This window comes from Streptomyces sp. NPDC018693 (assembly GCF_044391385.1).
In the GTDB taxonomy this organism is placed as follows: Bacteria; Actinomycetota; Actinomycetes; order Streptomycetales; family Streptomycetaceae; genus Streptomyces.
This window is the reverse complement of the sequence record NZ_JBIRZZ010000033.1, coordinates 1-23,971: the sequence shown is the minus strand read 5'-3', so window position 1 is coordinate 23,971 and position 23,971 is coordinate 1. Positions and strand designations below refer to the sequence as shown.

Annotated in this window: 19 protein-coding genes and 2 pseudogenes; 8 read left to right on the top strand and 13 right to left on the bottom strand. The window is 71.4% G+C overall.

Features of this window, described 5'->3' with window-relative positions; translation table 11 throughout:
* The 7 genes from ACH5AC_RS37960 to ACH5AC_RS37930 all read right to left on the bottom strand — a co-directional run.
* Positions 1-2,564, bottom strand: a 2,564-nt coding sequence (locus ACH5AC_RS37960; protein WP_398866936.1) for a type I polyketide synthase, incomplete at its 3' end; no start/stop codon positions are given.
* A 91-nt stretch (positions 2,565-2,655) separates the two neighbouring features.
* Entirely contained in the window at positions 2,656-3,372 is a 717-nt protein-coding gene (locus tag ACH5AC_RS37955; RefSeq protein WP_398866934.1) for a YcnI family protein, read from the bottom strand.
* Positions 3,373-3,506: 134 nt separating this feature from the next.
* Positions 3,507-3,899 carry a nuclear transport factor 2 family protein gene (locus tag ACH5AC_RS37950; protein ID WP_398866933.1) on the bottom strand — a complete coding sequence of 131 codons (393 nt, stop codon included), beginning with the start codon at positions 3,897-3,899 and terminating at the stop codon, positions 3,507-3,509.
* A gap of 132 nt (positions 3,900-4,031) precedes the next feature.
* Positions 4,032-5,300, bottom strand: coding sequence for an MFS transporter (locus ACH5AC_RS37945; protein WP_398866932.1), 1,269 nt, complete (start codon positions 5,298-5,300; stop codon positions 4,032-4,034).
* On the bottom strand, positions 5,297-6,418 hold the full coding sequence (locus ACH5AC_RS37940; protein WP_398866938.1) for a PLP-dependent cysteine synthase family protein: 1,122 nt from the start codon (positions 6,416-6,418) through the stop codon (positions 5,297-5,299). Before ACH5AC_RS37940 ends, ACH5AC_RS37945 begins: the two co-directional genes overlap by 4 nt.
* A 234-nt stretch (positions 6,419-6,652) precedes the next feature.
* Entirely contained in the window at positions 6,653-6,892 is a 240-nt protein-coding gene (locus tag ACH5AC_RS37935; RefSeq protein ID WP_398866931.1) for a heavy-metal-associated domain-containing protein, read from the bottom strand.
* 33 nt (positions 6,893-6,925) lie between these two features.
* Positions 6,926-8,344: an NAD(P)/FAD-dependent oxidoreductase gene (locus ACH5AC_RS37930; RefSeq protein WP_398866930.1), complete on the bottom strand. Its 1,419-nt coding sequence runs from the start codon at positions 8,342-8,344 to the stop codon at positions 6,926-6,928.
* 421 nt (positions 8,345-8,765) lie between these two features.
* Between ACH5AC_RS37930 and ACH5AC_RS37925 the strand changes: the two genes are divergently transcribed.
* The gene (locus tag ACH5AC_RS37925) at positions 8,766-9,710 is read left to right on the top strand and encodes an oxidoreductase (RefSeq protein WP_398866929.1); all 945 of its coding nucleotides are present in this window, start codon (positions 8,766-8,768) and stop codon (positions 9,708-9,710) included.
* Between the two features lie 294 nt (positions 9,711-10,004).
* Positions 10,005-10,817, top strand: coding sequence for a helix-turn-helix transcriptional regulator (locus tag ACH5AC_RS37920; RefSeq protein WP_398866928.1), 813 nt, complete (start codon positions 10,005-10,007; stop codon positions 10,815-10,817).
* A 153-nt stretch (positions 10,818-10,970) separates the two neighbouring features.
* Here the strand turns inward: ACH5AC_RS37920 and ACH5AC_RS37915 are convergent, their stop codons facing one another.
* The 4 genes and pseudogenes from ACH5AC_RS37915 to ACH5AC_RS37900 all read right to left on the bottom strand — a co-directional run bounded on the left by ACH5AC_RS37915 (position 10,971) and on the right by ACH5AC_RS37900 (position 15,351).
* Positions 10,971-11,171 (bottom strand): acyl-CoA carboxylase epsilon subunit, encoded by a 201-nt coding sequence (locus ACH5AC_RS37915; protein WP_398866937.1) that lies wholly within the window; start codon positions 11,169-11,171, stop codon positions 10,971-10,973.
* A gap of 117 nt (positions 11,172-11,288) precedes the next feature.
* A pseudogene (locus ACH5AC_RS37910) lies at positions 11,289-11,472 on the bottom strand (methylmalonyl-CoA carboxyltransferase); the annotation flags it as partial.
* Between the two features lie 147 nt (positions 11,473-11,619).
* Complete coding sequence (locus ACH5AC_RS37905) at positions 11,620-12,897, bottom strand: AMP-binding protein (RefSeq protein ID WP_398866927.1); 1,278 nt, start codon at positions 12,895-12,897, stop codon at positions 11,620-11,622.
* A 243-nt stretch (positions 12,898-13,140) separates the two neighbouring features.
* The gene (locus ACH5AC_RS37900) at positions 13,141-15,351 is read right to left on the bottom strand and encodes an MMPL family transporter (RefSeq protein ID WP_398866926.1); all 2,211 of its coding nucleotides are present in this window, start codon (positions 15,349-15,351) and stop codon (positions 13,141-13,143) included.
* Between the two features lie 160 nt (positions 15,352-15,511).
* Here ACH5AC_RS37900 and ACH5AC_RS37895 point away from each other — a divergent pair, with 160 nt between their 5' ends.
* Positions 15,512-18,679, top strand: a complete 3,168-nt coding sequence (locus ACH5AC_RS37895; protein ID WP_398866925.1) for a BTAD domain-containing putative transcriptional regulator — start codon at positions 15,512-15,514, stop codon at positions 18,677-18,679.
* Between the two features lie 910 nt (positions 18,680-19,589).
* Positions 19,590-19,973, top strand: coding sequence for a hypothetical protein (locus tag ACH5AC_RS37890; protein WP_398866924.1), 384 nt, complete (start codon positions 19,590-19,592; stop codon positions 19,971-19,973).
* 37 nt (positions 19,974-20,010) lie between these two features.
* Here ACH5AC_RS37890 and ACH5AC_RS37885 read toward each other — a convergent pair whose 3' ends face one another.
* Positions 20,011-20,577, bottom strand: a complete 567-nt coding sequence (locus tag ACH5AC_RS37885) for a helix-turn-helix transcriptional regulator (protein ID WP_398866923.1) — start codon at positions 20,575-20,577, stop codon at positions 20,011-20,013.
* Positions 20,578-20,907: 330 nt separating this feature from the next.
* Between ACH5AC_RS37885 and ACH5AC_RS37880 the strand changes: the two genes are divergently transcribed.
* The 4 genes from ACH5AC_RS37880 (at position 20,908) to ACH5AC_RS37865 (ending at position 23,756) form a co-directional block, all read left to right on the top strand.
* Complete coding sequence (locus ACH5AC_RS37880; RefSeq protein WP_398866922.1) at positions 20,908-21,579, top strand: DsbA family protein; 672 nt, start codon at positions 20,908-20,910, stop codon at positions 21,577-21,579.
* Between the two features lie 311 nt (positions 21,580-21,890).
* Positions 21,891-22,283: a hypothetical protein gene (locus tag ACH5AC_RS37875; protein ID WP_398866921.1), complete on the top strand. Its 393-nt coding sequence runs from the start codon at positions 21,891-21,893 to the stop codon at positions 22,281-22,283.
* A gap of 93 nt (positions 22,284-22,376) precedes the next feature.
* Complete coding sequence (locus ACH5AC_RS37870; RefSeq protein WP_398866920.1) at positions 22,377-22,772, top strand: hypothetical protein; 396 nt, start codon at positions 22,377-22,379, stop codon at positions 22,770-22,772.
* A 174-nt stretch (positions 22,773-22,946) separates the two neighbouring features.
* Complete coding sequence (locus tag ACH5AC_RS37865; protein WP_398866919.1) at positions 22,947-23,756, top strand: hypothetical protein; 810 nt, start codon at positions 22,947-22,949, stop codon at positions 23,754-23,756.
* Between the two features lie 133 nt (positions 23,757-23,889).
* On the opposite strand, the pseudogene ACH5AC_RS37860 reads toward ACH5AC_RS37865, so the two are convergent.
* Positions 23,890-23,971, bottom strand: a pseudogene (locus tag ACH5AC_RS37860) (transposase); the annotation flags it as partial.

Genomic DNA, 23,971 nt, shown 5'->3' with positions numbered 1-23,971 from the left:
GTGGTGGGTGTGGGGTTGATGGTTGGCCAGTTGAGGGGGTGGCCGTGGGTGTGGGTGGTGGCGAGGGTTTTGAGGTAGGTGTGGTGGTTGTTGGTGGTGCGTTGTTGGGTGGGGGTGGTGTGGGGGGTGTGGGGGGTGAGGGTGGCGTCGGGGCCGATTTCGAGGGTGTGGGTGGTGTTGTGTTGGGTGAGGGTTTGGGTGGTTTGGTGGTAGTGGACGGTGTGGCGGAGTTGGCGGGGCCAGTAGTCGGGGTCGGGGGTGTGGGGGGTGCCGGTGAGGCTGCTGATGAAGGGGGTGTGGGGTGGGTGGTGGTGGATGTGTCGGGCGGTGGTGGTGAGTTCGTCGAGGATGGGGTTCATGTGGGGGGTGTGGAAGGCGTGTGGGGTGTGGAGTTGGCGGGTGGTGCGGCCTTGTGCGGCGAAGTGGGCGGCTGTGGTGGTGACGGCGTGGTGGTCGCCGGCGATGACGAGGCTGTGGGGTGAGTTGATGGCGGCGAGGTGGACGTGGTCGTTGAGGTGGGGCTGTATTTCGTGGGGGGTGGCCTGGATGGCGGTCATGGTGCCGGGTGGGGTGGTGTGCATGAGGCGGGCGCGGGTGGTGATCAGGTGGGCGGCGTCGTGGAGGGTGAGGATGCCGGTGGTGTGGGCGGCGGTGAGTTCGCCGATGGAGTGTCCGGCGGCGAGGGCGGGGGTGATGCCGTGGTGGGCGAGGAGGTGGGTGAGGGCGCGTTGGAGGGCGAAGAGTGCGGGCTGGGTGTAGTCGGTGCGGTGGAGGAGGTCGGTGTGGTCGCCCCAGATGACGTCTTTGAGGGGGTGGTCGAGGTGGGGGTCGAGGGCGTTGCAGGTTTCGTCGAAGGCTTCGGCGAAGGCGGGGTGGGCGTGGTAGAGGTCGTGTCCCATGCCGGGGTACTGGCTGCCCTGTCCGGAGTAGACGAAGGCGATCTTGGTGGGGCCGGTGGCGCGGCCGCGGACCACGCTGGGGTGCTCACGCCCGTCCGCCACGGCCTGGAGCGCGGCGAGGAGTTCGTCGCGGTCACCGGCCAGCAGCACCGCCCGTTCGGTGAAGTGGGTCCGGTGCAGGGCCAGGGTGTGCGCCACTTCCGCCGGTGTCAGGTCGGGGTGTTGGGTGAGGTGGGTGCGGAGGCGTTCGGCTTGCTCGCGCAGTGCCCGGGGCTCGCGGGCCGACAGCGGCAACACGCTCGGACCCTGCTCGGGTCGGTCGGGATCACCCCGGGTCACAGCCGTGTCGCCCAGCACCACATGGCAGTTGGTGCCGCCCATGCCGAACGAGCTCACGCCCGCCACCCGGCCCGCCGACCGCGCCGGCCAGTCGGTCGGCGTGTCCTGGACGCGCAGCCCGAACTCGCTCAGTGAGATGCTCGGATGCGGGGTGCGGTAGTGCAGGCTCGGCGGGATCTCGCCGTGCTCGATGCTCAGCACCACCTTGAGCAACCCGACGATGCCGGCCGCCCCCTCCAGGTGTCCCACGTTCGTCTTGGCCGAGCCCACGGCCAGCGGAGCGTCCGCCGGCCGGCCGGGGCCGAACACCTCGCCCAGCGCCGTGGCTTCGACGGGGTCCCCCACCTTGGTCCCGGTGCCGTGGAGTTCCACGTACGCCACGTCCGTGGCGCGCACCCCGGCGCGCCGATGGGCCAGGGTCAGTACGTCACGCTGCGCCGCGGAGCTGGGCCGCGTCAGGCTCTCGGTGGCGCCGTCGTTGTTCACGGCGCTGCCCAGCAGGACGGCGTGGACGCGGTCGCCGTCGGCGAGGGCCGCACCGAGCCGCTTGAGGACGACGACGGCGCCGCCCTCGCCGCGTACGTAGCCGTTCGCGTCCGCGTCGAAGGTGCGGCAGCGGCCATCGGGGGAGAGCGCGCCGAACGCGGAGACGGCGTGGGTGGTCTCGCCGGCGAGGTTGAGGTGGACGCCCGCCGCGAGCGCGAGGGCCGACTCACCGGAGCGCAGGCTCTCGCACGCCATGTGCACCGCGACGAGCGAGGAGGACTGCCCGGTGTCGACCACCAGGCTGGGTCCGCGCAGTCCGAGCGTGTACGAGACACGGTTGGCGACGATCCCCCGGTGCAGGCCGGTCAGGGAGTGCCGGGTGGTGGCGGCGGTCCCGTACCGGTGGAGCAGCAGCGCGTAGTCGTCGGCCATGACGCCCGCGAAGACGGCGGTGTCGCTGCCGCGCAGTGCGGCGGGCACGACTCCGGCGTGTTCCAGCGCCTCCCAGCTCAGTTCGAGGGCGAGCCGCTGCTGCGGGTCCATCACCTCCGCCTCGCGCGGTGAGACGCCGAAGAATTCGGCGTCGAGCAGGTCGATCCCGTCGAGGAATCCGCCGCGCCGCACGGTACTGGTCTCGACCCCGTCCGCGGCGTCGGGGGACGGCACGTCCCAGCGTCCCTCGGGTACGTCGGTGATCGCGTCCGTGCCGGTGCGCAGCAGCCGCCAGAACTCCTCGGGGTCCGCCGCGCCGGGCAGTCGGCAGGCCATGCCGATGACCGCGATCGGCTCCCGCGGTGTGCCGGGCTGCCCGGTCCCGTCCTGTCCCGTCCACTCGGGCATGTCCCTCGTCGCTCCCTGTGCCGTGTGGGGTGCAGTCGGTCCGCCGGCCGAGGCGGGCGGACCGACTACCGTGCGGTGGTGGCGGGTCGGGTCACTCCGCGGCGGCGGACTGCTCCCGACGGCGGCGCACCAGGGCGAGACCACCGATGCCGGCCAGGCCGACGGCGGACACGGCCATCAGCGGCGTGGCGACGGGCGAGCCGGAGTCGGTGGACTCGGTGCCCGTGGTGCCCGTGCCGGCGAGTTGCAGGGAGGCGTTCGTCGTGGTGGCGGCGGTGGACGCCGGGACGACCTTCAGGGCGGGGGCGGCGTGCGGCGGGTGCGGCTCCTCGCTGGTCGGCCGCTCGTCCCAGCGGACCACCTCACCGTCGTTGTAGGTCTGCACGGCGGTGAAGTAGATCGTGTCGACGGCGGGGATGCGTCCGCCGAGGATCTGGAACTCGTCGAAGTCGCCGGCCTTGATCTGGTGGTAGTTGCTGTTGGCGGTCCAGGTGACGGACAGGACGCCCTCACCGATGTTGCCGCCGGTGTTGACCTTCTCGATCTTGTGGGTCCAGCCCGGGTGCGGCTTGGCCAGGACATTGCCGAGCTTACTGCTCGCCTCGGTCGGTAGAATGATCTGGACCTTGGCCGTTCTGGTGCTCACACGCTCGTTCGGAACGCGGAAGGTCAGGGTGGGAAAGGAACCTTCGACGGCGGCCGACGGTTCGCTGACGGTGATGTGCGCGGAAGCCGGAAGAGCACCGGCCAGAACAATTCCGGCGGTTGCTGTGAGCGCGCCGATAACCTTGGGCAGGGTGCGGGACATCTCTCCCCCTCAATGTCGCTGGAAATAGGCCCCAGAGGGGCCGGAGAGAATTCTTCCGGAGACCTTCGGCCGACCGCATCTCCCACATTGCCCCACGACGGAGAGTCGGATCCGTCCCGCGTGCCCGGCCGGGTTCAGTCCTCCGAGAGGGTCCGGGTGATCTGGTCGATGCGGCTGAACCGGCCGTCAGCGGACAGGTCCCCGAACATGTAGACCTCGGTGTCGACCTTCCTGCCCTTCCTCATCACGGCGTGGACGACCAGTCGGGCCGCGATGCGATTGCCCTGCATCATGGCCTCCTTGACCTCGTAGGTGCCGGACTCGAGGTTCTTGCGTACCGGGCGCAGATGGGCGATCAGCCTCTCCCGGTCGATGAGGACACCGTCGCTGATCTGCACGAAGCCGGGTGTGTAGTAGCGGTCGATGACGGCTCCGGGTTCTTCTTCCCCGAAGACGGCCTCCTCTTGGAAAGAGGTGTAGAAGTTCTCGAGGAAGCGCTCTGGGGGCATATCGGAGAACGCGCTCATCATGCTCCTCGCCTATGGGATTCCAGATACCCCCGCCGGGTACCTTGCGAAGTCGTCAGTAAATCAGGGTGCGGTGACGGCTGCAACCGCGGCCGCGGCATTCGCCCGGGAGGCGCATTTCCTCGATCGGCCTCAGGCTGCGACGGGTTGGAGACGGCCGCCGCGGTGCAGCGACCGCATCGCCAGGGCGCAGCCGGCGCCGGTGAGCGCCAGGGCGAGCCAGGGCAGCGCGGGCAGCCCCGCGGAGCGGGCGGCGTCCAGGGCGGCACCCGTGAGCAGGTTCCCGGCGGTGATGCCGATGCCGCACAGGGTGTGGTAGAGCCCGTAGTGCGTGGCCACGTACCGGTCTCCGGCCAGGGCGACGATGGTGTCCATCTCGAACGGGTAGGCCAGCATCGTGCCCAGCGCGATGAGCAGCGCGGCCAGCAGCGAGGGGACCACCGCGAGCAGGGCGCGCGCCGGGCCGGAGTCAGGTGTCGGCACCGCACTGACGGCGAGCAGCGGCAGGAAGGCCGCGGCGAGCGCGGCGAGCCCCAGCGTCAGGGCGCGGCCGGAGCCGAGGGTGCGCCGGCACCATGCGGTGACGCGGGTCTGCCCCACGATGGTGGCGAGGCCGGACGCCCCGAACAGCAGGGCCACTCCTACTGTGCTGGTGGTGCCCTCACCGCCGAGGCGCCGCACCTCCAGCGGCAGCGCCAGGTACACCTGGAAGGACAGCGTGTACGACCCGACCATCGTCAGGGAGAACAGCAGGAAGGTCCGGTTGGCGACGACGGTGCGCCACTGGGCCAGCACCGACTGCGCGAGGGCGTCGCCCTCCTGTCCGCCGTGGCGCGCCGGCAGAGCGAGCAGTTGTGCGACGGAGAGCACGGCGAAGACCGCTGCCGCCACCAGGCAGGTGAGGCGGAAGCTGACCGCGGTGAGGGCCAGGCCGACGAGCGGTCCGAGCAGGATGCCCGCCTGGTAGAAGACGTTGAACAGGGCGAACGCCTCGACGCGTCGCTCTCCCGCGTCCTGGGCGAGGTAGGCGCGCACGGCCGGGTTGAACAGGGCCCCGGCCAGTCCGGTGGCGGCGGAGGCCGCGAGCAGGGCGGGCAGGGCGTCGACGAGTCCCAGCACGGCGAAGCCCACGACACGCAGCAGCAGTCCGGCGACGATCATCGGCTTGTAGCCGAGCCGGTCGGCGAGCGTGCCGCCGAAGAGGAACATGCCCTGCTGGCTGAAGTTGCGGACGCCGAGGACGAGTCCGACGGCCCACGCGGCCAGCCCGATGTCGCCCGCCAGATGCTGCGCCAGGTAGGGCATCAGCATGTAGAAACCGAGGTTGATGGTGAACTGGTTGGCAATCAGCAGCTGTGCGCTGGGGCTGAACGAGCGTACGTCGCGGGCGAGTGTCCTCACTGCAGCCCGCCCGCGCTGCTGACCACGCGCAGCGGCGCGGCGGTGGGCCGGGGGTCGACGACGAGGGAGCAGCGGGTCCAGGCGAGGGCCTCCGCCTCCCCGGGGTGGGCGACCTCCAGCGGCTCCTCGGCGGGCACGGTGTGCAGGATCCCGTGCGCCGCGCAGTACGCGTCGTCGTACACGGTGGTGAGGTAGCGCTCGGGTCCGTCCGGGAACACGGTGGCGATCCGGGTGCCGGCGGGCAGGGTGCGGGCCAGCCAGGAGGAGACGAGCGTGACGGCGCCGACGCTCCAGCCGCCGGTGGCGTAGTGCGACTCGGCGAGCCGACGGCAGGCCCACACGGCCTCGCCGGGCGCGACCCAGTGCACCTCGTCGAAACAACCGTAGGCGACGTTGCGCGGGAAGATGCTGGAGCCGAGGCCGCGCATGAGCCGGGGTCGGGCGGGCTGGCCGAAGATGGTCGAGCCGATGGCGTCGACTCCCACCATCCGTAAGTCCGGGAAGAGCTGGGACAGCACTCGGGCCAGGCCGGCGGAGTGTCCGCCGGTGCCCACGCTGCACACCAGGACGTCGATGTGGCCGAGCTGGGTGGCGAGTTCGAGTGCCAGCGGGGTGTAGGCCGCGACGTTGTCGGGGTTGTTGTACTGGTCCGGGCACCAGGAGCCGGGGCGTTCGGCCAGCAGCTGCCGGACCCGTTCCCGGCGGGCCTCCTGCCAGCCGCCTGCGGGGTGGGGGACGTCCACGATGTCGACCTCGGCGCCATGGGCGGTGAGCCTGGTGCGCATGGACTCCTCCAGCCCGCGGTCCGTCACCAGTGTCACCGGGTGTTCCCACACCATGCCCGCGAGCGCGAGGCCGAGGCCGAGGGTGCCGCTGGTGGACTCGACGATGCGGCCGCCGGGCGGGAGGTCGCCGCGGGCCCGCGCGCGTTCCACCATGTGGAGCGCGGCACGGTCCTTGATGCCGCCGGGGTTGGCACCCTCCAGCTTGGCCCAGAAGCCGCGGCCGACCGGGGCCACGGGCTCGCCGATGTGCAGCACCGGGGTGTTGCCCACGAGTGAGGCGATGCTGTGTGCGGGGTCCGACGGCCCGTTGCGGCCCGGCCCCGAGCGGGACATGCCGTCGTGGCCCGACGCACTGAGAATGCGCATGGGGGGGTTCCTCACTGGTCAGTTGGCGAAGACGTACCTGCCTGCACGCCGGACCACGACCAGGGTGTGTATCGCCGCACCGGGCGAGCGCGCGTCGCTTTCAGCGCGGTCCGGGCTTCTCATCGCCAAGACTGGTGTGCCCGCGCGACACTGTCACCGCCCAGATTGCTCGGTCGTTACCTGCCGGAAGAACCGCAACGGTCACGCCTGGCCGGAGAGTTCGTAGCCGGCTTCGTCGACGGCCGCGGCGATGGCCGGCTCGTCGGGCGCTCCCACCGTGGTCACGGTCACCTGTCCGGCGGCCAGGTCGACGTCCACCCCCACGACATCGGCGACCTCGCTGATCGCCTCGGTGACGGCCGTACGGCAGTTGTTGCAGACCATCCCGGCGACGCCGTAGGTGGTGGCACGGGTCTCGGCGGCGAGCTCGCGACCGGACATGGGAACCTCCCGCGATGCGAACGGAGCTATACGTTACCCCGGTACCGTATACCGTTCGGGCCCGGAACGGGCCCCGCGGCCACCGCGGAACCGTGGTTCAGGACGTGCGGAAGCGTCGCGGGCCGGCGAGCGGCGGGCGGCGAACAGCGCGCGTACGACCGTGGCGGGCCGCATCACGGCCGACGGAGCGGTGAGCAGGTGCTGGACCTCAAGCATGATGCGGTGGGCGTGGACGGACACATGGCTGGCCAGCATCACCTGGCGGACGTACCGGTTGACCAGGCCGGTGCCGGGCGGTCGCGGACCGACCGTCTCGGGGTACACGAAGTCGCCGCCGGTCGCCATCTGCCAGGGCGTGTCGATGATGCGTCCGGCGGCCCGGTAGTAGGCGCGGGCCATCGGGGCCGACGGCCCCTTGAACCGGTCGAGGCACTCCCCGAGTGCGATCGCCTCCAGCGCGGCGACGGTCATGCCCTGCCCGTAGAGGGGATTGAAGCTGCAGATGGCGTCGCCGAGCGCCACATGGCCGGCGGGCAGCCGGCGCAGCCGCTCGTAGTAGCGGCGGCGGGCGCCGGGATAGGTGAACTTACGGGCGTTGTCGTCGTCCAGGGGCTTGGCCCGGGCCAGCAGCCCGGCCATCTCGGGGGCCTCCAGAGATGTGGCGAAGTCGGTGAAGCCCGCCGGGTCCACCGGGGCGTGCGCCCGGTGCCAGCCGCCGAGCGTGACCATCCAGCGGTCGCCCTCGATGGCGAACGCGGCCGCCGCCCGTTTGTCGTGCGGCGGCACCGCGCTCATCAGGTACAGCAGCGCCCCGTCCTTCAGGTCTCCCGGGCTGCGGTGCAGCAACCGGGTGGTGTAGCCGACGTCGATCTTCACGGTGTCGACGCCGGGCTCCGGGTAGCCGAACCGCCGCAGGGTGCGGGACGGGCCGCCGCCTCCGCGCCCCGTGGCGTCCACGACCAGGTCCGTCGGGATCCGCTCGTCCCCGTCGAGTGCGACGCCTGTCACCCGGCCCCGGTCGAGGACGAGTTCCCGCACCGGCGTCCGGTCCCGGACGGTGACGTTGTCCAGCGCCTCCACCCGGCCCCGCACGGCGCGTTCCAGGTAGGCGCGGCTCAGACTGACGCCCAGCCTGCCGCTGGCGAACCGCACGCGCAACGCGCCCATCTGGTGGAAGAGCAGGTCGTGCCCCGGGTCGAAGAGGACCGCGCCGCCCTCGACGAGTTCGTCGGTGAGCCCGGGAAAGAGCTTCTCCAACGCGAGCCGGCCGCTGATGAGCAGGGCGTGGGCATGCGCCCCGTGCGGAACGGAGCGTCGGTTTTCGGCCTTCTGGGGCAGGACGTCCCGCTCGAATACCGTCACCCGCCGAAACCGCCGGGACAGCGTTTTCGCGGCGACCAGGCCGCCCATGGAAGCGCCTATCACGACCGCGTGTTCACCCATCACGCCCATGCGTTCCTCCTCGGGAAATGCCCGCCGCTGCCACTGGCCCGCCGGCGCTCCGAGTATGGTCCGCGGCACCTCGCGTTGTCTTCTTCGTGATTGCTCTGCACCGCTCGCGACCGAACACGCGCCGCTCGAACTGCTGTTGCGTCGACGGGATCCGTGTGCCAGGCTCACAGGCATCCTGGCGGACTTGCAGCACGGGGGATGCAGAGGGTCCGGTGGAGGCGACAGCCGTGCGGAAGGCCCGTGTCGGCTCGGCGCACACCCGATCCGGCCGGATGGAGTCCTGGACTCTTTTCGCTCCGTTTTTCCTGGCCGCGGCCTCTCTTTTCACCGGCCTTCCCTTTCTCCCGTCCCCGCCCGACGAAATCGAGCGCCCTGAAAGAACCAGCAGTTGAGCGGGTCCACTGACGGGAGAGCGATCGGCATGTCCAGTTCCTCGATGCGCGGGACGTCCTGGACGGAGGATCAGATGGGCGACCAGTCGGACCGACTGGTCGTGGTGACCGGCGGCAACGGCGGCATCGGATATGTCACGGCGCGTGAACTCGCGCGGCGCGGCGCCCACACCGTGCTGGCCTGCCGCGACGACGGGCGCGCGGCGCGGGCCGTCGCCCGGCTGCGTGCCGAAGTGCCCGGGGCGCGTGTGGAGGCGCGCCGGCTCGACCTGGCGGATCTGGCGTCGATCCGCGCGTTCGCCGCGGCCTGGGACCACGACCGGCTGGACGTCCTCGTCAACAACGCGGCCGTCGTCATGGTCCCGCTGTCCCGGACGGCGGACGGCTTCGAGTCGCACTTCGGCGTCAACCACCTCGGCGCCTACGCCCTGACCGGCCTGATGCTGCCACACCTGGTGAGGTCCAGGGACCCGCGCGTCGTCACCGTCAGCAGCGAGTCCCAGCTCGTGGCCCGGTTCGACCTGGACAATCTCAACGGCGAGCGGCACTACCGCCCCGGTGCCGCCTACGCCCAGTCCAAGCGCGCCAACGTCTACTTCTCGGCGCAGCTGCACCGGTGGGCCACCGCCGAAGGACTGCCGCTGCGCAGCATGATCGCGATTCCGGGAATGACGGACACCGGTGTCCTCACCAAGGCGTCCCAGCACGGCCGGCTCTGGATGGCCACCGTCCCGAGGATCGTGAGCCTGTTCGCGAAGGAGACCCTCGAGGGCGCGCGGCCCTCGCTGTACGCGGCGACGGTGCCGGACCTGCCCGGCGGTTCGTACATCGCACCCTCGGGCCCGTTGCAGGTCCGCGGCGCGCCCGCCCCACGGTACGGACGCAAGACGGTCCATGACCCCGCGACCGCCGTGGCCCTGTGGGTCATGTCCGCACGACTCACCGGGGTCCGTTTCACCAACCCGCTCGGCTGAGTGACACTCACCCCACCCTCGTTCCCTCCCCATTTCAACTTCCCTGCGTCGATGCGTTCACGCCACTCCATGGCTGATTCGCAGCGCCTTCCTGAACCCCGCCGTGGGGCTCTGCCTTATTTCCGACATGCCGAATTCGGTTGACAATGACCCGGCCGCCGCCCCTCTGAGACGCGGACAACATGTCCGCAAGGACGAAGAAGACATGGCAGCACGCCGTGTTGAAGGATTAACGCCGACGCTCAACCCGTCAAACATGCAGCCACATGGCCCAGCAGAGAGGAAGCCCACAGAATGGAACACCTCGCACAGGGCGCGGTCATTACCATCCGCGAGCGGTTTTATGAACCCCTCAGTCTGGATGACCTTGCCCGCTCTGTGATGGTGAGCAAGTTCTACTTCCTTCGCGTATTCCGCCGCATCACCGGCGTAACCCCAGGCCGCTTCCTCAGCGCTGTCCGCCTGCACGAGGCAAAGCGTCTCCTGGCCGACACCTGTCTCAACGTGGCCGACATCTCGGCGCAGGTCTGCTACAGCAGCACCGGCACGTTCTCCCGCCGGTTCACCGCGTCCGTCGGTATCTCCCCCACCCAGTACCGCAGAATCGCCCAAGGAGAGTGTTCTGAGCATCCGAAGGTCCTCGTCCCCGTCACGCCGGCCGGCCCACTGGGCTCCGTCTCCGGCACCGCCCACGTCATGGGCACACCGCTCTCCCCGCTCTGTATAGGCGCCTTCGACAGCCCTGTCGTACAGGGGCAGCCGGTGGCCTGGTCCATCCTCGACGGTGCCGGGCCCTTCTCTTTGAACAATGTGCCGCCGGGCATCTGGTATCTGCACGCCGTCGCCCTGGGCGCCCACACCGCGGGCGACTTCACCAGCGGGCGTCCGCTCCTGGTCGGCACGGTGGGCCCGGTGCAGATCACCGGCGGGACCCATGTTCGCCTCGACATGGCCGTCCAGCCCGAGGACTGGACCCGCCCGCCGGTACTCCTCGCCCTGCCCGGCCACGATCCCCTGCCCGGGCAGCCGTCCCCCAGGCCCCTCCCCCAGCGGGCCGCGCCACCGGCTCCGGCATACACCGACCGGCGTGTCCTGGCCACCGCCTGACCGTACACATACCGGAGTCCGGGCCACGGCGGGGGTGGCCGACGGGCAAGCGGCCGCGGGTGTTCGTCGCCCGCGGCCGTCTCGATGTGTACGAGCCGACGTGTGCGACGTGTACGAGCACGGGACCGCCGCCGAGCAGCGGTCCCGGCCGGTTCACCGACGCCAGCTGTGCGGGGCCCGGAAACCGAGTTCGCGTTCCCACCACCGCCAGTCGGCCTTCACCCGGCCCCGCCGGTCCGGGGCGAGCGGGGCGGCGCGGGCGAGCAGGACCGCGGTGAGCGCCGCGAGTTCCTCGGGCTCGGCGTGGCCCTTCTCCACACGCAGAACGTTCTGGAGCGGAACGGAAGTGGTCATGACAGGATCCTCCGTCGAGTGAGGGACCGGTACGGAAAGTCGTCCATCAGGCCGCACTCCGCCGCGTAGTACGGATGCACCAGTTCGGACTCGTACTCCTCGACCATGCGCGCCCGCGATCTCCCCGATCGCCCGGGCCATGTCGTACGGGCGGTTGCCGTCCGCCCGGACCAGGTTCAGCAGGACGTCGCTGCGGCGGTCGGCCGCGCCCGTGCACTCCACCCGCGGGGGGTTCTCACGGCCGCGCAGTGACGCCGGAGGTCTCCGCATGGACGTCGGCGCCGCCCAGGCCGCTCCGGGTGGCCGCAATTCGGTCTCCCATTTTCGCCCCCAGAAGCAGGAAACACCCGATGGCGCCCGTATCAATTCACCACGTAACGCGCGGAATCCCGCCCGCAGCACCCCTATTTCCTGGGCCACGAGTTTATTCCCGCTTGACAATTGCCCCCTATTTCTGAGGAGTCGGCGTCACTCGCCCCGTGATCTCCAGGGCACCGCCCTCGGTCCAGCGGCCGAGGTAGTTCGACTCCGCGAGCGATCCCGTGGCCGGCAGGTCCCCTGTCGGCAGGCCGCGCGTGCCCAGACGGTCGAAGGGCAGTGCGGTCCCGGACGCCCAGATCGCGCCGGTTCGGCCGTCCTTGAGGGTGCGTCCCTCGGCGTCGCGGATCGTGATCCGCACCCGTGACACGGCGCCGCCGACGACGGAGGGGGCGTGCGAGGTGACGCCGTCCGCCGAGTGGTCGACGGCCGCCCAGGGCATCGCTCCGTCGAGCGGGGCGAACTCGGCCAGCAGACGGGTCCGGGGCAGCATCTCGAAGTGCCGCTGAACGAGTTCGGCGGGACAGGGCTCACCGACGAGCAGGACCGTGCGCAGCCGGGTCGGGGCTCCCCGTACGGCGCCGTCGAGCGCGGTCGCGTAGTCCGCGGGCCGGAGGACGGCCGTGGTCTCCTGGTCCGTGGGCCGCGGCGCGACCGGAGTGGCGCCGCGCCGGGAGGTCAGCGTCACCCCCGCGCCGAACGCCCACCAGGCCCCGGTCAACGCCTCGGGAGCGCCCGGCTGCTGACCGACCGCCACGGCGCGGTCGGGAGGACCGATCCGGCGGGTGCGGTCGGCCAGGGAGAACAGCCACGCGCGGTGATCGACCAGGTGGCCCGTTCCGTCGGTGTGCTCGACGAGGAGGTGCGCCGCGTCGGTACGGCTGGAGTGGGGCAGCGACGCCTCCGGGCGCCGCGGCGAGATCCTCGACCACATCCGGGGGTCGTCCAGCACCAGAGCCGGCAGGTCCCACCGTGCCCGCAGGGCGGTGCCGCACAGGACCAGGGAGGCACCGCTGACGTCGGCGCAGCGCTCCAGCGTCGCCCGGTCCGCGTCGCGCGGCACCGGCACGCACACCGCGCCCAGCTTCAGGACGGCCAACTGGGCCACCAGGAACTGCACTTGGTCGGTGCAGTGCAGCAATACGGGATCGCCGAGCTGGACGTCGGTGCGCAGGAGGGCGGTGGCCAGTTGGGCGGCGCGCCGCTCCGCGGCTCCGTAGGTGATGCTGCGGCCCTCGTCCTGGACGGCGACACCGGTGTCCCGGTGCCGGGCCATCAGGGAGAACAGGCCGTCGAGAGTCCCGCCGTGGCCCTGTGCGGCCGGCAGCGCGCCCCGGCGGGCCGCCGGCGCTCCGGCGGCCGTGATGCCCTCTGTCCCGTCCTTCGCCAAGGTTGCTGCTGCGCGCACTGATCCCCCTGGAGATGCCGTCCTGCCACGGTGATGGCCGCCCGTCGGGAGGTGGGAACTCCCGGCCCGGGCGGCCCGGCTGGAAGTCTGCCGTCCGTCTCTGGGCAGCTTCTTGAGAGAACCTTCAGCCCGGCGAGGTGTCCGGCCCCGGACATGGCGGCACGGGCATGCGGACCGTCGCATGCCCGTGCCGTCGGGGTCGGGCGGGCCGTGCTTTCGCCGGGGGATACGGCCCGCCCGGGCTCAGGGTCTGCCGGCCGGCTCCGGCGCCTGGTCCGACTGCGGCGGGACACCCCCGGCCCGGCCCGCCGACGGCGCCTCCAGGGCGACCTTGGGCAGCACCCGGTCGAGGGCGCTCGGCAGCCACCAGTTGTGCTTGCCCAGCAGCAGCATCAGCGCCGGGACGAGCATCATGCGCAGGATGAAGGCGTCCAGGGCGACAGCGCCGGCCAGCGCGATGCCGGTCATGACAGCCGCCCGGTCGGGGCTGAGGACGAAGGATCCGAAGACGGCGATCATGATGAGGGCCGCGCTGTTGATGACCCGGCTGGTGTCCACCAGACCGGCCGCGACGGCACGGGTGTTGTCCTTGGTGTACACCCACTCCTCGTGCATCCGGCTGACGAGGAACACCTGGTAGTCCATCGAGAGGCCGAACAGCAGGGGCAGCATGAAGGCCGGCATGTACGAGATGATCGGCCCCTCCTTGCCCATGCCCAGCAGGTCGATGCCCCAGCCCCACTGGAAGAAGGCGACGATCAGGCCGAACGAGGCGGCCGCCGCGATGAGGTTCATGACGGCGGACAGCAGCGGCACCACGACGCTGCGGAAGGCGATCATCAGCAGAACGGCGCCCAGCGCCACGATCAGGGCGACGAACAGGGGCAGCCGGTCGCCGATCTCCTCCGCGAAATCCTTCTGGATCGCGGTGGCGCCGCCGATGTCCACACTGATGCCGCTCTCCCGCTCCGCCGCGGGCACGACGTCGTCGCGGAGCCGGTCGATGAGCCGGTCGGTCTTCTCGTCCTGCGGCGAGGTCGTCGGCACCACCTGGATCACCGAGGTGGGCACGTCCTGCGGCGTCGGCAGCAGGGAGACCCGGGCCACACCGTCGACGCCCCGCACCTCGTCGGCGAGGGCATCGACGGCCGCGCGGCCGTCCGCGCCGCCCGGCACGTCGACGACCATCAGCAGCGGGCCGTTGAAGCCGGGGCCGAACCCGTCGGCCAGCAGGTCGTACGCCTGCCGCGTGGTCTGCGACTCGGGGTGGTTGCCCTGGTCGTTGCCGCCCAGACGCAGAGACAGTGCCGGCAGGGCGAGGACGACCATGACGGCGAGCGCCGCGGCGGCGACGACACGCGGGCTGCGCTCCACGAAGGCCGCCCAGCGCACCGACCACGAGCTGGCCGGGACGGTCTGCTGGGGTCCCTCGGCCGCGAGCCGGCGCCGCTCACGGCGGCTGAGCACCTTCATGCCGAGCAGACCGAGCATCGCGGGCAGCAGGGTGAGGGCGGCGGCGACGCTGAGGACCACCGTCAGGGAGGTCGCGATCGCGATGCCGTTGAGGAACCGCATGCCCAGCGCGAACATCGCCAGCAGCGCGACACACACGGTGCCGCCGGCGAAGAACACCGCGCGGCCCGACGTGTCGAGCGCCCGCTCGGCGGCCTCCGCCGGGGTGAGCCCGGCCTTGAGGCCCTTGCGGTGCCGGGTGACCACGAAGAGGGCGTAGTCGATGCCCACACCGAGACCGACCAGGGAGCCCAGGATGGGCGCCGCGTCGGGCATGGTCACGCCATGGCTGAGCAACGCGAGCAGGGAGACCGACGTGCCGACCGCGAAGATTCCCGTCAGGACGGGCAGCAGCATGGCGAAGAGGGAACCGAAGGCCAGGAAGAGGACCACCGCGGCGGCCACGATGGCCACCAGCTCCGCCAGCCCCTCGGGCGGCTGCTGCGCGTACTCGATGGCCTGTCCACCGAGTTCCACCTGCAGCCCGTCGGTGCGGGCCTCCTCCGCCCGGTCGATGACCTTCTCGGTGTTCTTCGCCTCCAGGTCGAACGCCTGCTTGGTGAAGGTCACCTCGGCATAGGCGGTGCGCCCGTCCTCACTGATGCGCGCGGCGCCCTGCTCGCCGTAGGGGCCGGCCACGTTTCCGACGTCCGGCAGCTTGGCGATGTCGTCCAGGACGGCGGTCATCCGGGACTGGACGTCGGCGTCGCGCACCGACCCCTGGTCCACGTGCCAGACGACGGCGTTGACGTCGCCGCCCAGCTCCGGGAACGCCTCGGCCATGCGCTCGGTGGCGCGCCCGGACTCGGTGCCCGGCAGGTCGAAGGCGTTGGAGTACTTGTCACCGGCGGCCGCGGCCGCCCCCGTCCCGAACAGCATGGCCACCCACAGCAGGAGGACGACCAGGCGGTGTCTCAGACACCACCGTGCGATTGTTGCCATATGCGTGAACTCCCAGTGTGTGACTGTGCCCTGACGGGCGTGCAGTTCGCCCAGTGTGGGAGGGGCCGCTCGCAGACCGCTGTCAGAACGCTCACCGATCGCACACAGGATTGGCCGAAGTGCAGCTCACACCGTGGATGCCGGATGGCAGTATGGCCGCATGCTGGTGGGACTCCTCGGACCGCTGGAGGTCCGCGCCGACGGCAAGCTCGTGCCGATCGGCGGGGCACGGCTGCGCAGCCTGCTGATTCGCCTGGCCCTGGACGCGAGCCGTCCGGTGTCGGTGGGCGCCCTGGCGTCCGCGGTGTGGCCGGATGAGGCGCCGACGGACCGGGCGCACGCACTTCAGTCGTTGATGAGCCGGCTACGGCGGGCGCTTCCGGCCGGTGCCCCGCTGCGCTCCGCACCCGGTGGCTACTGCCTGGACCTGCCGCCCGAGTCGGTGGACGCGCTGCGCTTCGAGGAGCTGGCACGCAGCGGCAGGCGCGCGCTGCTGGGCGGTCAGCCGGTGCTGGCGGCACGGGAGTTGCGGGACGCGCTGGCGCTGTGGCGGGGTGAGGCGCTCGCCGATCTGGGGAGCGTCGGGTTCGCGGCGAGCACCGTGGCCCGGCTGGAGGAGCTGCGGCTCACCGCGATCGAGGACTGCGCGGAGGCCGATCTGGCCCGGTCGGCCGAACTGACGTCGCTGATCGCCGAGTTGGAGGCGCTGGTCGCGGCGCATCCGCACCGTGAGCGGCCGCGCGGGCAGCTGATGCGCGCGCTGCAGGCGGAGGGCCGCTCCACCGAGGCGCTGGCCACCTACGAGCAGTTCCGCACCTGGCTGGCGGAGGAACTCGGCACCGATCCCTCGCAGGAGTTGCAGCAGGTCTATCTGTCGGTGCTGCGCGGGGGGCCGGCCGGCGGGCCGTCGGGGCAGTCAGGGCCGACCCGGTCGGCCCGTGACGCCGTACGGCCGTGGGCACCGCGCCCGGCACTGACCAGCTTCGTCGGACGGGAACACGAACTACGGCTGCTGCGCGCACAGTTACGCAATCACCGACTGGTGACCCTGCTGGGCACGGGAGGGTCGGGCAAGACCCGGCTGGCGACGACTCTGGCGGCCGAGCAGGCCGCCGACCACGCGGGGGGAGCCCCGATGGTGGAGCTGGCGCCGGTGACCGCGCCGGAGGATCTGCCGCAGGCGGTGCTGGCCGCGCTGGGCATTCGGGACCCCGAGCTGTCGGAGTCGGCGGGTGCCCCGCAGGACCGGGTGGAGCGCCTCGTCGAGGTGTTCTGTGTGACGGACACCCTGCTGCTCCTGGACAGCTGTGAGCACTTGGTGGACGCGGTGGCCCGCCTTGTGGACGATCTGCTCAGCCGCTGTCCGGGGCTGCGGGTCCTGGTGACCAGCCGGGAGCCCCTCGGCATCCTGGGCGAGTGCCTGCTTCCGGTGCCTCCACTGGGCGTGCCGGAGCCCGGCGGTCCGGCGGAGGAGGCGCTCAGGGCTCCGGCGGTGCGGCTGTTCGCCGACCGTGCCGCCGCCGTACGGCCGGACTTCGCGGTGACGGTGGCCAACGCGCGCCCGGTGGCGGAGATCTGCCGCCGGCTGGACGGTCTGCCGCTGGCCATCGAGCTGGCGGCGGCCCGGCTGCGGCTGCTGCCCGTCGAGGAGCTCGCCGCCCGGCTGAACAACCGTTTCCAGCTGCTGAGCGCCGGCAGCCGTACGGCGCTGCCCCGGCACCGTACGCTGCGGGCCGTGGTGGCGTGGAGCTGGGACCTCCTGGAGGAGGACGAGCAGCGGCTCGCCGAGGCGCTGTCCACGTTCCCCTCGACGATCAGTCTGGAGGCCGCGGAGAGCGTCGACCCGTCGGCCGGGGACACGCTGGAGACCGTGGCCGCGCTGGTCGACAAGTCGCTGTTGCAGCTGGTGGACGGCGCCGAGACGCGGTACCGCATGCTGGAGACGATCCGCGCATACGGTCTGGAGCGGCTGGCGGAGCGCGGGGCGGTGGAGCGCGCCCGGGAGGCGCACGCGCGGCACTTCCTCGACCTCGCGGAACGGGCGGAACCCCGGCTGCGCGGGCCGGACCAGGTCCGATGGCTGGCCAGGCTCACCGCGGACCGCGACAATCTGCTGGCCGCCGTGCACTTCACGCACGAGCGTGGGGACGCGGCGGGTGCGGTGCGGTTCGGCGCCGCGCTCGCCTTCCTCTGGGTCCTGAACGGCGAGTATGCGCAGGCCGTGCAGCTCCTGCGGGCCGCGCTGCGGCTGCCCGGCGAGGCGCCCGCCGACAAGCGGTCGGCGGCGGCGGCTGCGTTCCTGCTGAACGCCGTACTGTCGGGCCACTCGGCCGAGGCCCGTGCGGACCTGGACCGGCTGCGGGCCGCGGTTCCCTCGCCGGTCACGGCGCATCCCGCCGGGCCGATCATCCCGCCCCTGGTGGCGATGGTCTCCGGGCACACCCAGGAGGGGCTCGCGGCGATCGACGAGGTCGTGCCGCCCGCCGATCCGTGGGCGCGCGGGATGCTGCGTCTGATCCGTGCCTTCCTCAACGGCAACCACGGGGACATCCACGCGGCCTGCCGGGACCTCGGGGAGGCGGCGCGGGAGTTCCGTGCGGCCGGCGAGCGCTGGGGGCTGGTCACGTCGTTGACCTATTCGGCTGTCGCGCTGACGTCCCTGGGCGAGTTCGAGGCGGCGATCGCGGCGCTGGAGGAGGCGATGGAGCCGGCCCGTCAGCTCGGCGGCCACGACCAGCAGCGCGTGTGGCTGGCCATCGCCCGGTCACGCGCGGGCGACACCGAGGCCGCGCGGGCGGAGCTGCTCGACGTGGTCGCGGATGCCTCGTCGACGCGCTATCTCGGAATGGCCCGGCTGCAACTGGGCGACCTCGCCCGCTGGGCGCAGGATCTCGACGAGGCCGCGCACCAGTACGGTCTGGCCCGCGACGCGTTCGGCCCGCAGGCGTCCAACGCCGCGTTCCACGCCCTGTACTGGTCCGGTATGGGCCGCCTCGCGCTGGCCCGTGACGACGCCGGCTCGGGCCGCGCCCATCTGCGCAAGGCGCTGTCCGTAGCGGTCGGGGCGCACGACATGCTGCTGGTGGCCGAGGCGGCCATCGGTGTCGCGCGGCTGCTGGCGCACCGCGGCGCGGTGGAGGCGGCGGCGCATGCGCTCGGCGCGGCGCACGCCTTGCGGGGCGCGCCCGACGCGCACAACCCGGACGTGGCCTCGCTGATCGGCTCCCTCACCGTCCGGCTGGGCGAGGAGGCGTATGCCAAGGCGTACGCCTCCGGGCAGGGGCTCAGCCGGGAGGGTGCCGTGGCGTTGGTCGAGTCACACCTTTGAACGCGAGCGGGCCGGGCCCGGCTGAACGCCGGCAATACAGGCCGGCTGCGACAGCGTGTCCAGATTCCGAACTGCGGCCCGAGGAGATTTCCCCGGGCCGCTTCCGTCAGGCGTCCACCGCTCCTGATCGGCCGCCGCCGCTCCTGGCACGGTCGCGCGTGCGCACGTCCGCCGCCGGGAACGCGTCGACCACCACTTCCGTGCCCGAGCCTTCACCGCTCGTCCTTCGCCTCACGATCGCCCCTCGGAGACCACCCGACCGGTCGCAGCGGCCGACTCAGCCCGTACACCCAGCGGGTCCACCCGGCCAGCTCGGGGCCGGAGGCCGGCCCGGCGGCCTTTCCGACGACATGGGCCATCTCGTCCATGAACACCATGGCTGGCGGGCCGCTTCCAGCGACCAGCCGGCCACATCCTCGTGGCCGCGGCGGGGCTGCCGTGTTGAACGGATGCCGACACGGACGTCGGAGGCTTCCCGCCGGGGCCGCGTACCGGGAACCCGGGCAGGCGGGCCAGGCGGGGTGCCTGTCGGTCGCCTCGCACGGCGCCGGGTATGCAGCCCGGTGTCCGCCTGATGCCTGGGCTGGTACTGCCGACGAGTTGACTGCCCGCGGTCGGCATCCGCGTCGTCGGCGCCACGCACGATGCGCGGATACCGCTGCTCGCCCCAGGGGCGCGGGCCCGGTCCTCAGCGAGTGTCAGATCCATCATGCCTGTTCGGAGGTGGTTTCGGTAGGACGGAGCGCACGTCCGTTCGGACTTGTCGCCGGTGGTGGTCTGCCCGCAGACTCGTCGTCATCCACTCTCCGACGTCCGTGTCGGCATCCGTTCGCGGCTGCCGACGCGTTCGCCGTGTTGTCTCGTCGCGTGACGGGGGCGGGCCGGGGGGTGAGGGAACGAAGGGGGATCGATGGATCAAGACATGGTTCTGCGGGCGAAGGTCAAGCTGCTCGGCGCCAACCGGCGGGTGGTGCGCGGCGTCGAAGGGCTGTCGATCTACCGCCTGCTGACGCAGGTCGAGCCGGAGGTGTACGGGTCGAAGCTGGCGTACGTACTGGTGGAGGCCAGCGCCTCGCCGCTGGTGCGGGAACTGCCCGGGCAACGGCTGGCCCTCTTGGACGAGGCGGTGGCGGTGGCGACGGCCCTCGGCGCCGCGAATCCCTACCGAGCCAAGGTGCTGGCGAGGGCTCTCGCCGCCCGGCGGGAACTTGAGGGCCGGCAGGCGACACAGCAGGAAGAAGAACGCCGGCAGCTTCACCGTCACGACGCCCGTTCACCATTGCGCGTCAGGTGACCTGGGAGTTGAAGTCCACGAGAGCTTTCCGGCCGGCTCAGCTTTGCGTGCCGCGGACCGTGCCGCGGAAGCCGAGTGGGCTCTTGCCCGTGTGCCGGTGGAAGAACTTGCTGAAGTTGGTGGTGCTGGAGAAGCCGAGCCGGGCGGCGATCCGGGCGGCGGACTGGTCGCTGTGGGCGAGCAGCCGCTTGGCCTCGAGCAGGACGCGGCGGTCGATGAACTCCTTGGCGGTGACTCCGTCGGCCGCGAGCGTGGCGCGGGAGAGCGTGCGCGCCGAGTAGCCGAGGGCGTGGGCGTACTCCTCGACGCGACGGACGCTGGCGAAGTCGCGTTCCACCGCGGAACGGAACCGTAGATACGGCTCGCCCGGGTCGGTGGCCGGGCTACCCTGGGCCTGGATGTGGGCGGCGCGCAGGACCAGCGCGCCGAGCAGTTGGCGCAGGATGAGCACGTGCGCCTCCAACGGGACGCGGCCCAGGGCGTGGAACTCGTGCTCCAGATGCGCGGACGCGATCTCCAGGGCCGTACGGTCCGCGCCGACGGGCGTGAGGAGCGGCGGCGCGTACCGTTCGTCCAGGCCGGACCTCGAAAACGCCGAGGGCACTCTCGCCCCACTGCTGCACCCGGCCGGGACGCACCCACAGCCAGGCCCCGGTTCGAGGGTGTAGCCGGTGAAATCGACCGTGTGCCGCAGCCGACCTTCGGACAACGTGATCAGGTGGTGGAAGTCCGGGCGCTGGGGAAGCGTGATCCACCCCTTGCCGAGACGGACCGGTGCCCGCTCCCGCCGCGGTGTCCAATTCTGACCATCATGAGTCGCCAGCGTATCCGGGTCGCGCCGGATTTGGCTCCTACGTTTCCGGTGTGACCGCGGCGCACCACCGCGGCGGCCACTGACAGACAGACCAGATCCAAGGACAGGACGACCTACCTCATGAAGACCGAACCGCCGAACGAAGCGCACGCCATCGGCCGCGCGAGGCTGACCTACGCCTTCGACACCTACTGCGGCTGGTGCTACGGCTTCGGCCCGGCCCTGCACGACTTCGCCGCCGCCAACGCGGACCGGATCGAGCTGCGGGTGCTGTCCGGCGGCCTGTTCACCGGGGCGCGCGCCCTGCCGGCGGCGGCCTACCCTCACGTCCCCGGCGCCAACGAGCGCATCGCCCAGCTGACCGGTGTCACCTTCGGCGCCGGCTACCGGCGGGTGCTGGCCGAGGGCACCGCCGTGATGGACTCCGCCGACGCCGCCGCCGGCCTGGTCGCGCTGCGCGGCCAGCCGGGCGCGAACGCCCTCGAAGCCGGCGCGGCCATGCAGCGCGCCTGGTATCTCGACGGCCGCAGCCTCTCCGACGTGCAGGTTTACCGGGACATCGCGGCCGAGCTGGGTCTGGATCCGGATGCGGTGGCCGCGGCCTACGCCTCCCCCGCCGCTCGCGCCGAGGCGGAGGCCGACTTCCATCAGGTGCGCCGCCTGGGCGTCGACAGCTACCCGACTCTCCTCCTGCACACCGCACACGGCACCGACCGCATGGGCGGCCCGGTCGTCTCGGCCGACGCCCTCACCCGCGCGCTGGACCAGCACCTGGCCGCCACCACCGCCTGAGCCCTCCGTGCTCCCCCCGGAGGCAAATCCCCTTTGAAAAGCCCCACTTGCAAGGCACAACCCATGTCCACCACCCTGACGTACACCGTTCACACCGCCGATGACACCGGCCTGCACAAGTCATCCGTCCTGATCACCGGAGAGCGCGAAGCACTCCTGGTCGACGGCTAGTTCACGCTCGCCGAGCAGCACCGCGTCCTGGCCGACATCATCGACAGCGGCAAGGAGCTGACCACCGTGGTGGTCACCACCTCCGACCCGGACTAGCTCCGCGGCGGGCACCCCGACCTGGTCTGGCGCACCGGGTACCTGTGGCGCCCGAGGACCGCGCGGTCGTCGGCGGGGTGCTGCTCTTCGCCGGTCTGCATGTGTGGACCGCGGACACCGCAACGGCCCGCGAGCGCGCCGCCTGGGCCCAGACGCTCGCCGAGATGGAGCAGCTCAGCCCGCACTACGTCGTCGCCGGCCACCGCTTCGCCGACTCCGCCACCGACGCCTCGGTGATCGCCGACACCCGCGCCTACCTGGCCGAGTTCGAGCAGGAGCTGGCCGGCAGCGGCAATGCTGCCGAGGCGCTGAAGGCCGCGATGCTGGGGCACCACCCGGACCTGGGGCTGACAATGCTCACCGGCACCCGGGCGAGAGTGGGAGCACGGTCTGGAGGTGTCCGCGCGCGGAACAGGGGTAGGTTCCACGACGGCTGAGCTGATACGGGATAAGGGGAGACTGTGTCTCAGTGGAGCGCGCAGCCTGGTGACGGGTCGTCGGAGTCCGTCAGGTCGACGCCGCTGGGGTTCGTGCTGGCGTTGGCCTCGATCGCCGCGGTGATCATTTGGGGCGCGGTGTGGTTCATCGGTAATGCCCGGAAGCTGATGGTGGGCGAGCCGGCCACCGTGCGCAGTGTGACGCGGTGCGTGGAAGGTGGCGGACAGGTGCTACCGCCGTCCCATTGTGACGGGTCGTGGGTGTTCTCGGACGGCCGCACTGGCGCCGGTGAAATCATCACGGGCAAGGGCGGGGTGTCCGCGGGTGACACGATCTTCGCGGGGGACACATGGGCGTACTGGGAGTCTGCGCCGTTGCACCAGATGGTGTGGATTCCCAGTGGCGTCTTATGCGTGGCCGTCGTGATCGCGGTGCCGATCTGGGTGAACCACCGTCGGAAGAAGCGGGCATCGGTCCGTGCCTCGTGACGCGATCGTGTCCTGCCACCGGAACGGACAGGGCTCACGTTCCGCACTCCTGAACAGCAAGGGCTACTTGTACACCTGACGGAGTGGGTGGGGACGACTGAGGGCGGGGACTTTGAGCGCACGGCAAAGGCCAACGGTACGGCCGGTTCACGCGCCCTCCAAGGCGAGGGCCACATGACCGTTCTGCGACACTCCGTTGCTGTCCTCGCCCTGGAACCCGAGCGGCTCCAGGAGCTCACCGAGCTGATCTTCGATTTCGCCGAATCGACCCGGGCCCAGGGAGACGAGATCGTCCTGGAGGACGGACGGCCGGTCGCGGACGTGCGACTGGTCAAAGGGCGGCATTTGCGGCCAGGCGCGCGGTACGAGCTCTCGGACGCCGGTGCCACGGATCACGTGACTGTGCTCGTACGTGAGTGGCAACGCCGCAGAGTGGTAGCCGTGGAACAGTTGCTGGTCTCGGACGATGTGACGGGATGGATGGCTCTGCGGCTGCGCAACCCCGACCGACCGCGGCTGCTGGAGATCGAAGGACGGGTGCGGGGACCCGAGGGATCTGGGGCGCTGCGCCGGGGCTCGGGAACGGCGCGGCTCGACCTGACCGCATGGTGGGCGGCCGCCGACCTCGCGCCCGGGGTCCCGTCGGCGGTGGGTGCCCCGGCGACGGCACGGCTGAAGCACCGGCTGTTCAAAGCGCGTCTGCATGTGCGGCCGCGGCGGGCGGACGGCGGACGATGGCAGGTGGACGTCGCAGTCACCGTGCGGGGGCGGTGGCTGTTGCGGCCGGTCGCCGCCATCGCCCTGATGGTGGCCGGGCGCCCGATGCGGCGAGGTTTCCGGTCCGCGGTGGAGCAGGCGGCTGACGCATGGAACCGGTCGATCGGCGAACTTCTGGCGCTCACCCCGGACGACGTCCGGGCCGAGCTGACGAGGCAGGCAACCGAGCGGACCCCGGAGGGGCCGATGGGCGCTCCGGCCCCCTGAGCCCGCATGGGTCGGCTTCCCGCTCTGCCTACCTGCCCAACTCGAACGCCGACTGGCCGATTACAGCACAGAGTCACCCGACCTGAGAGGGTGTTGGGTCTAGGTGGATTGCCCTTTGCCTCCTAGTGCCGCATCAGGCAACGTTCGCCCTGTCGACCACGGCTCGTAGCCGTTGATCGGCGGCGTGACGGTTTCGCCAGATGATGTAGCGGCGG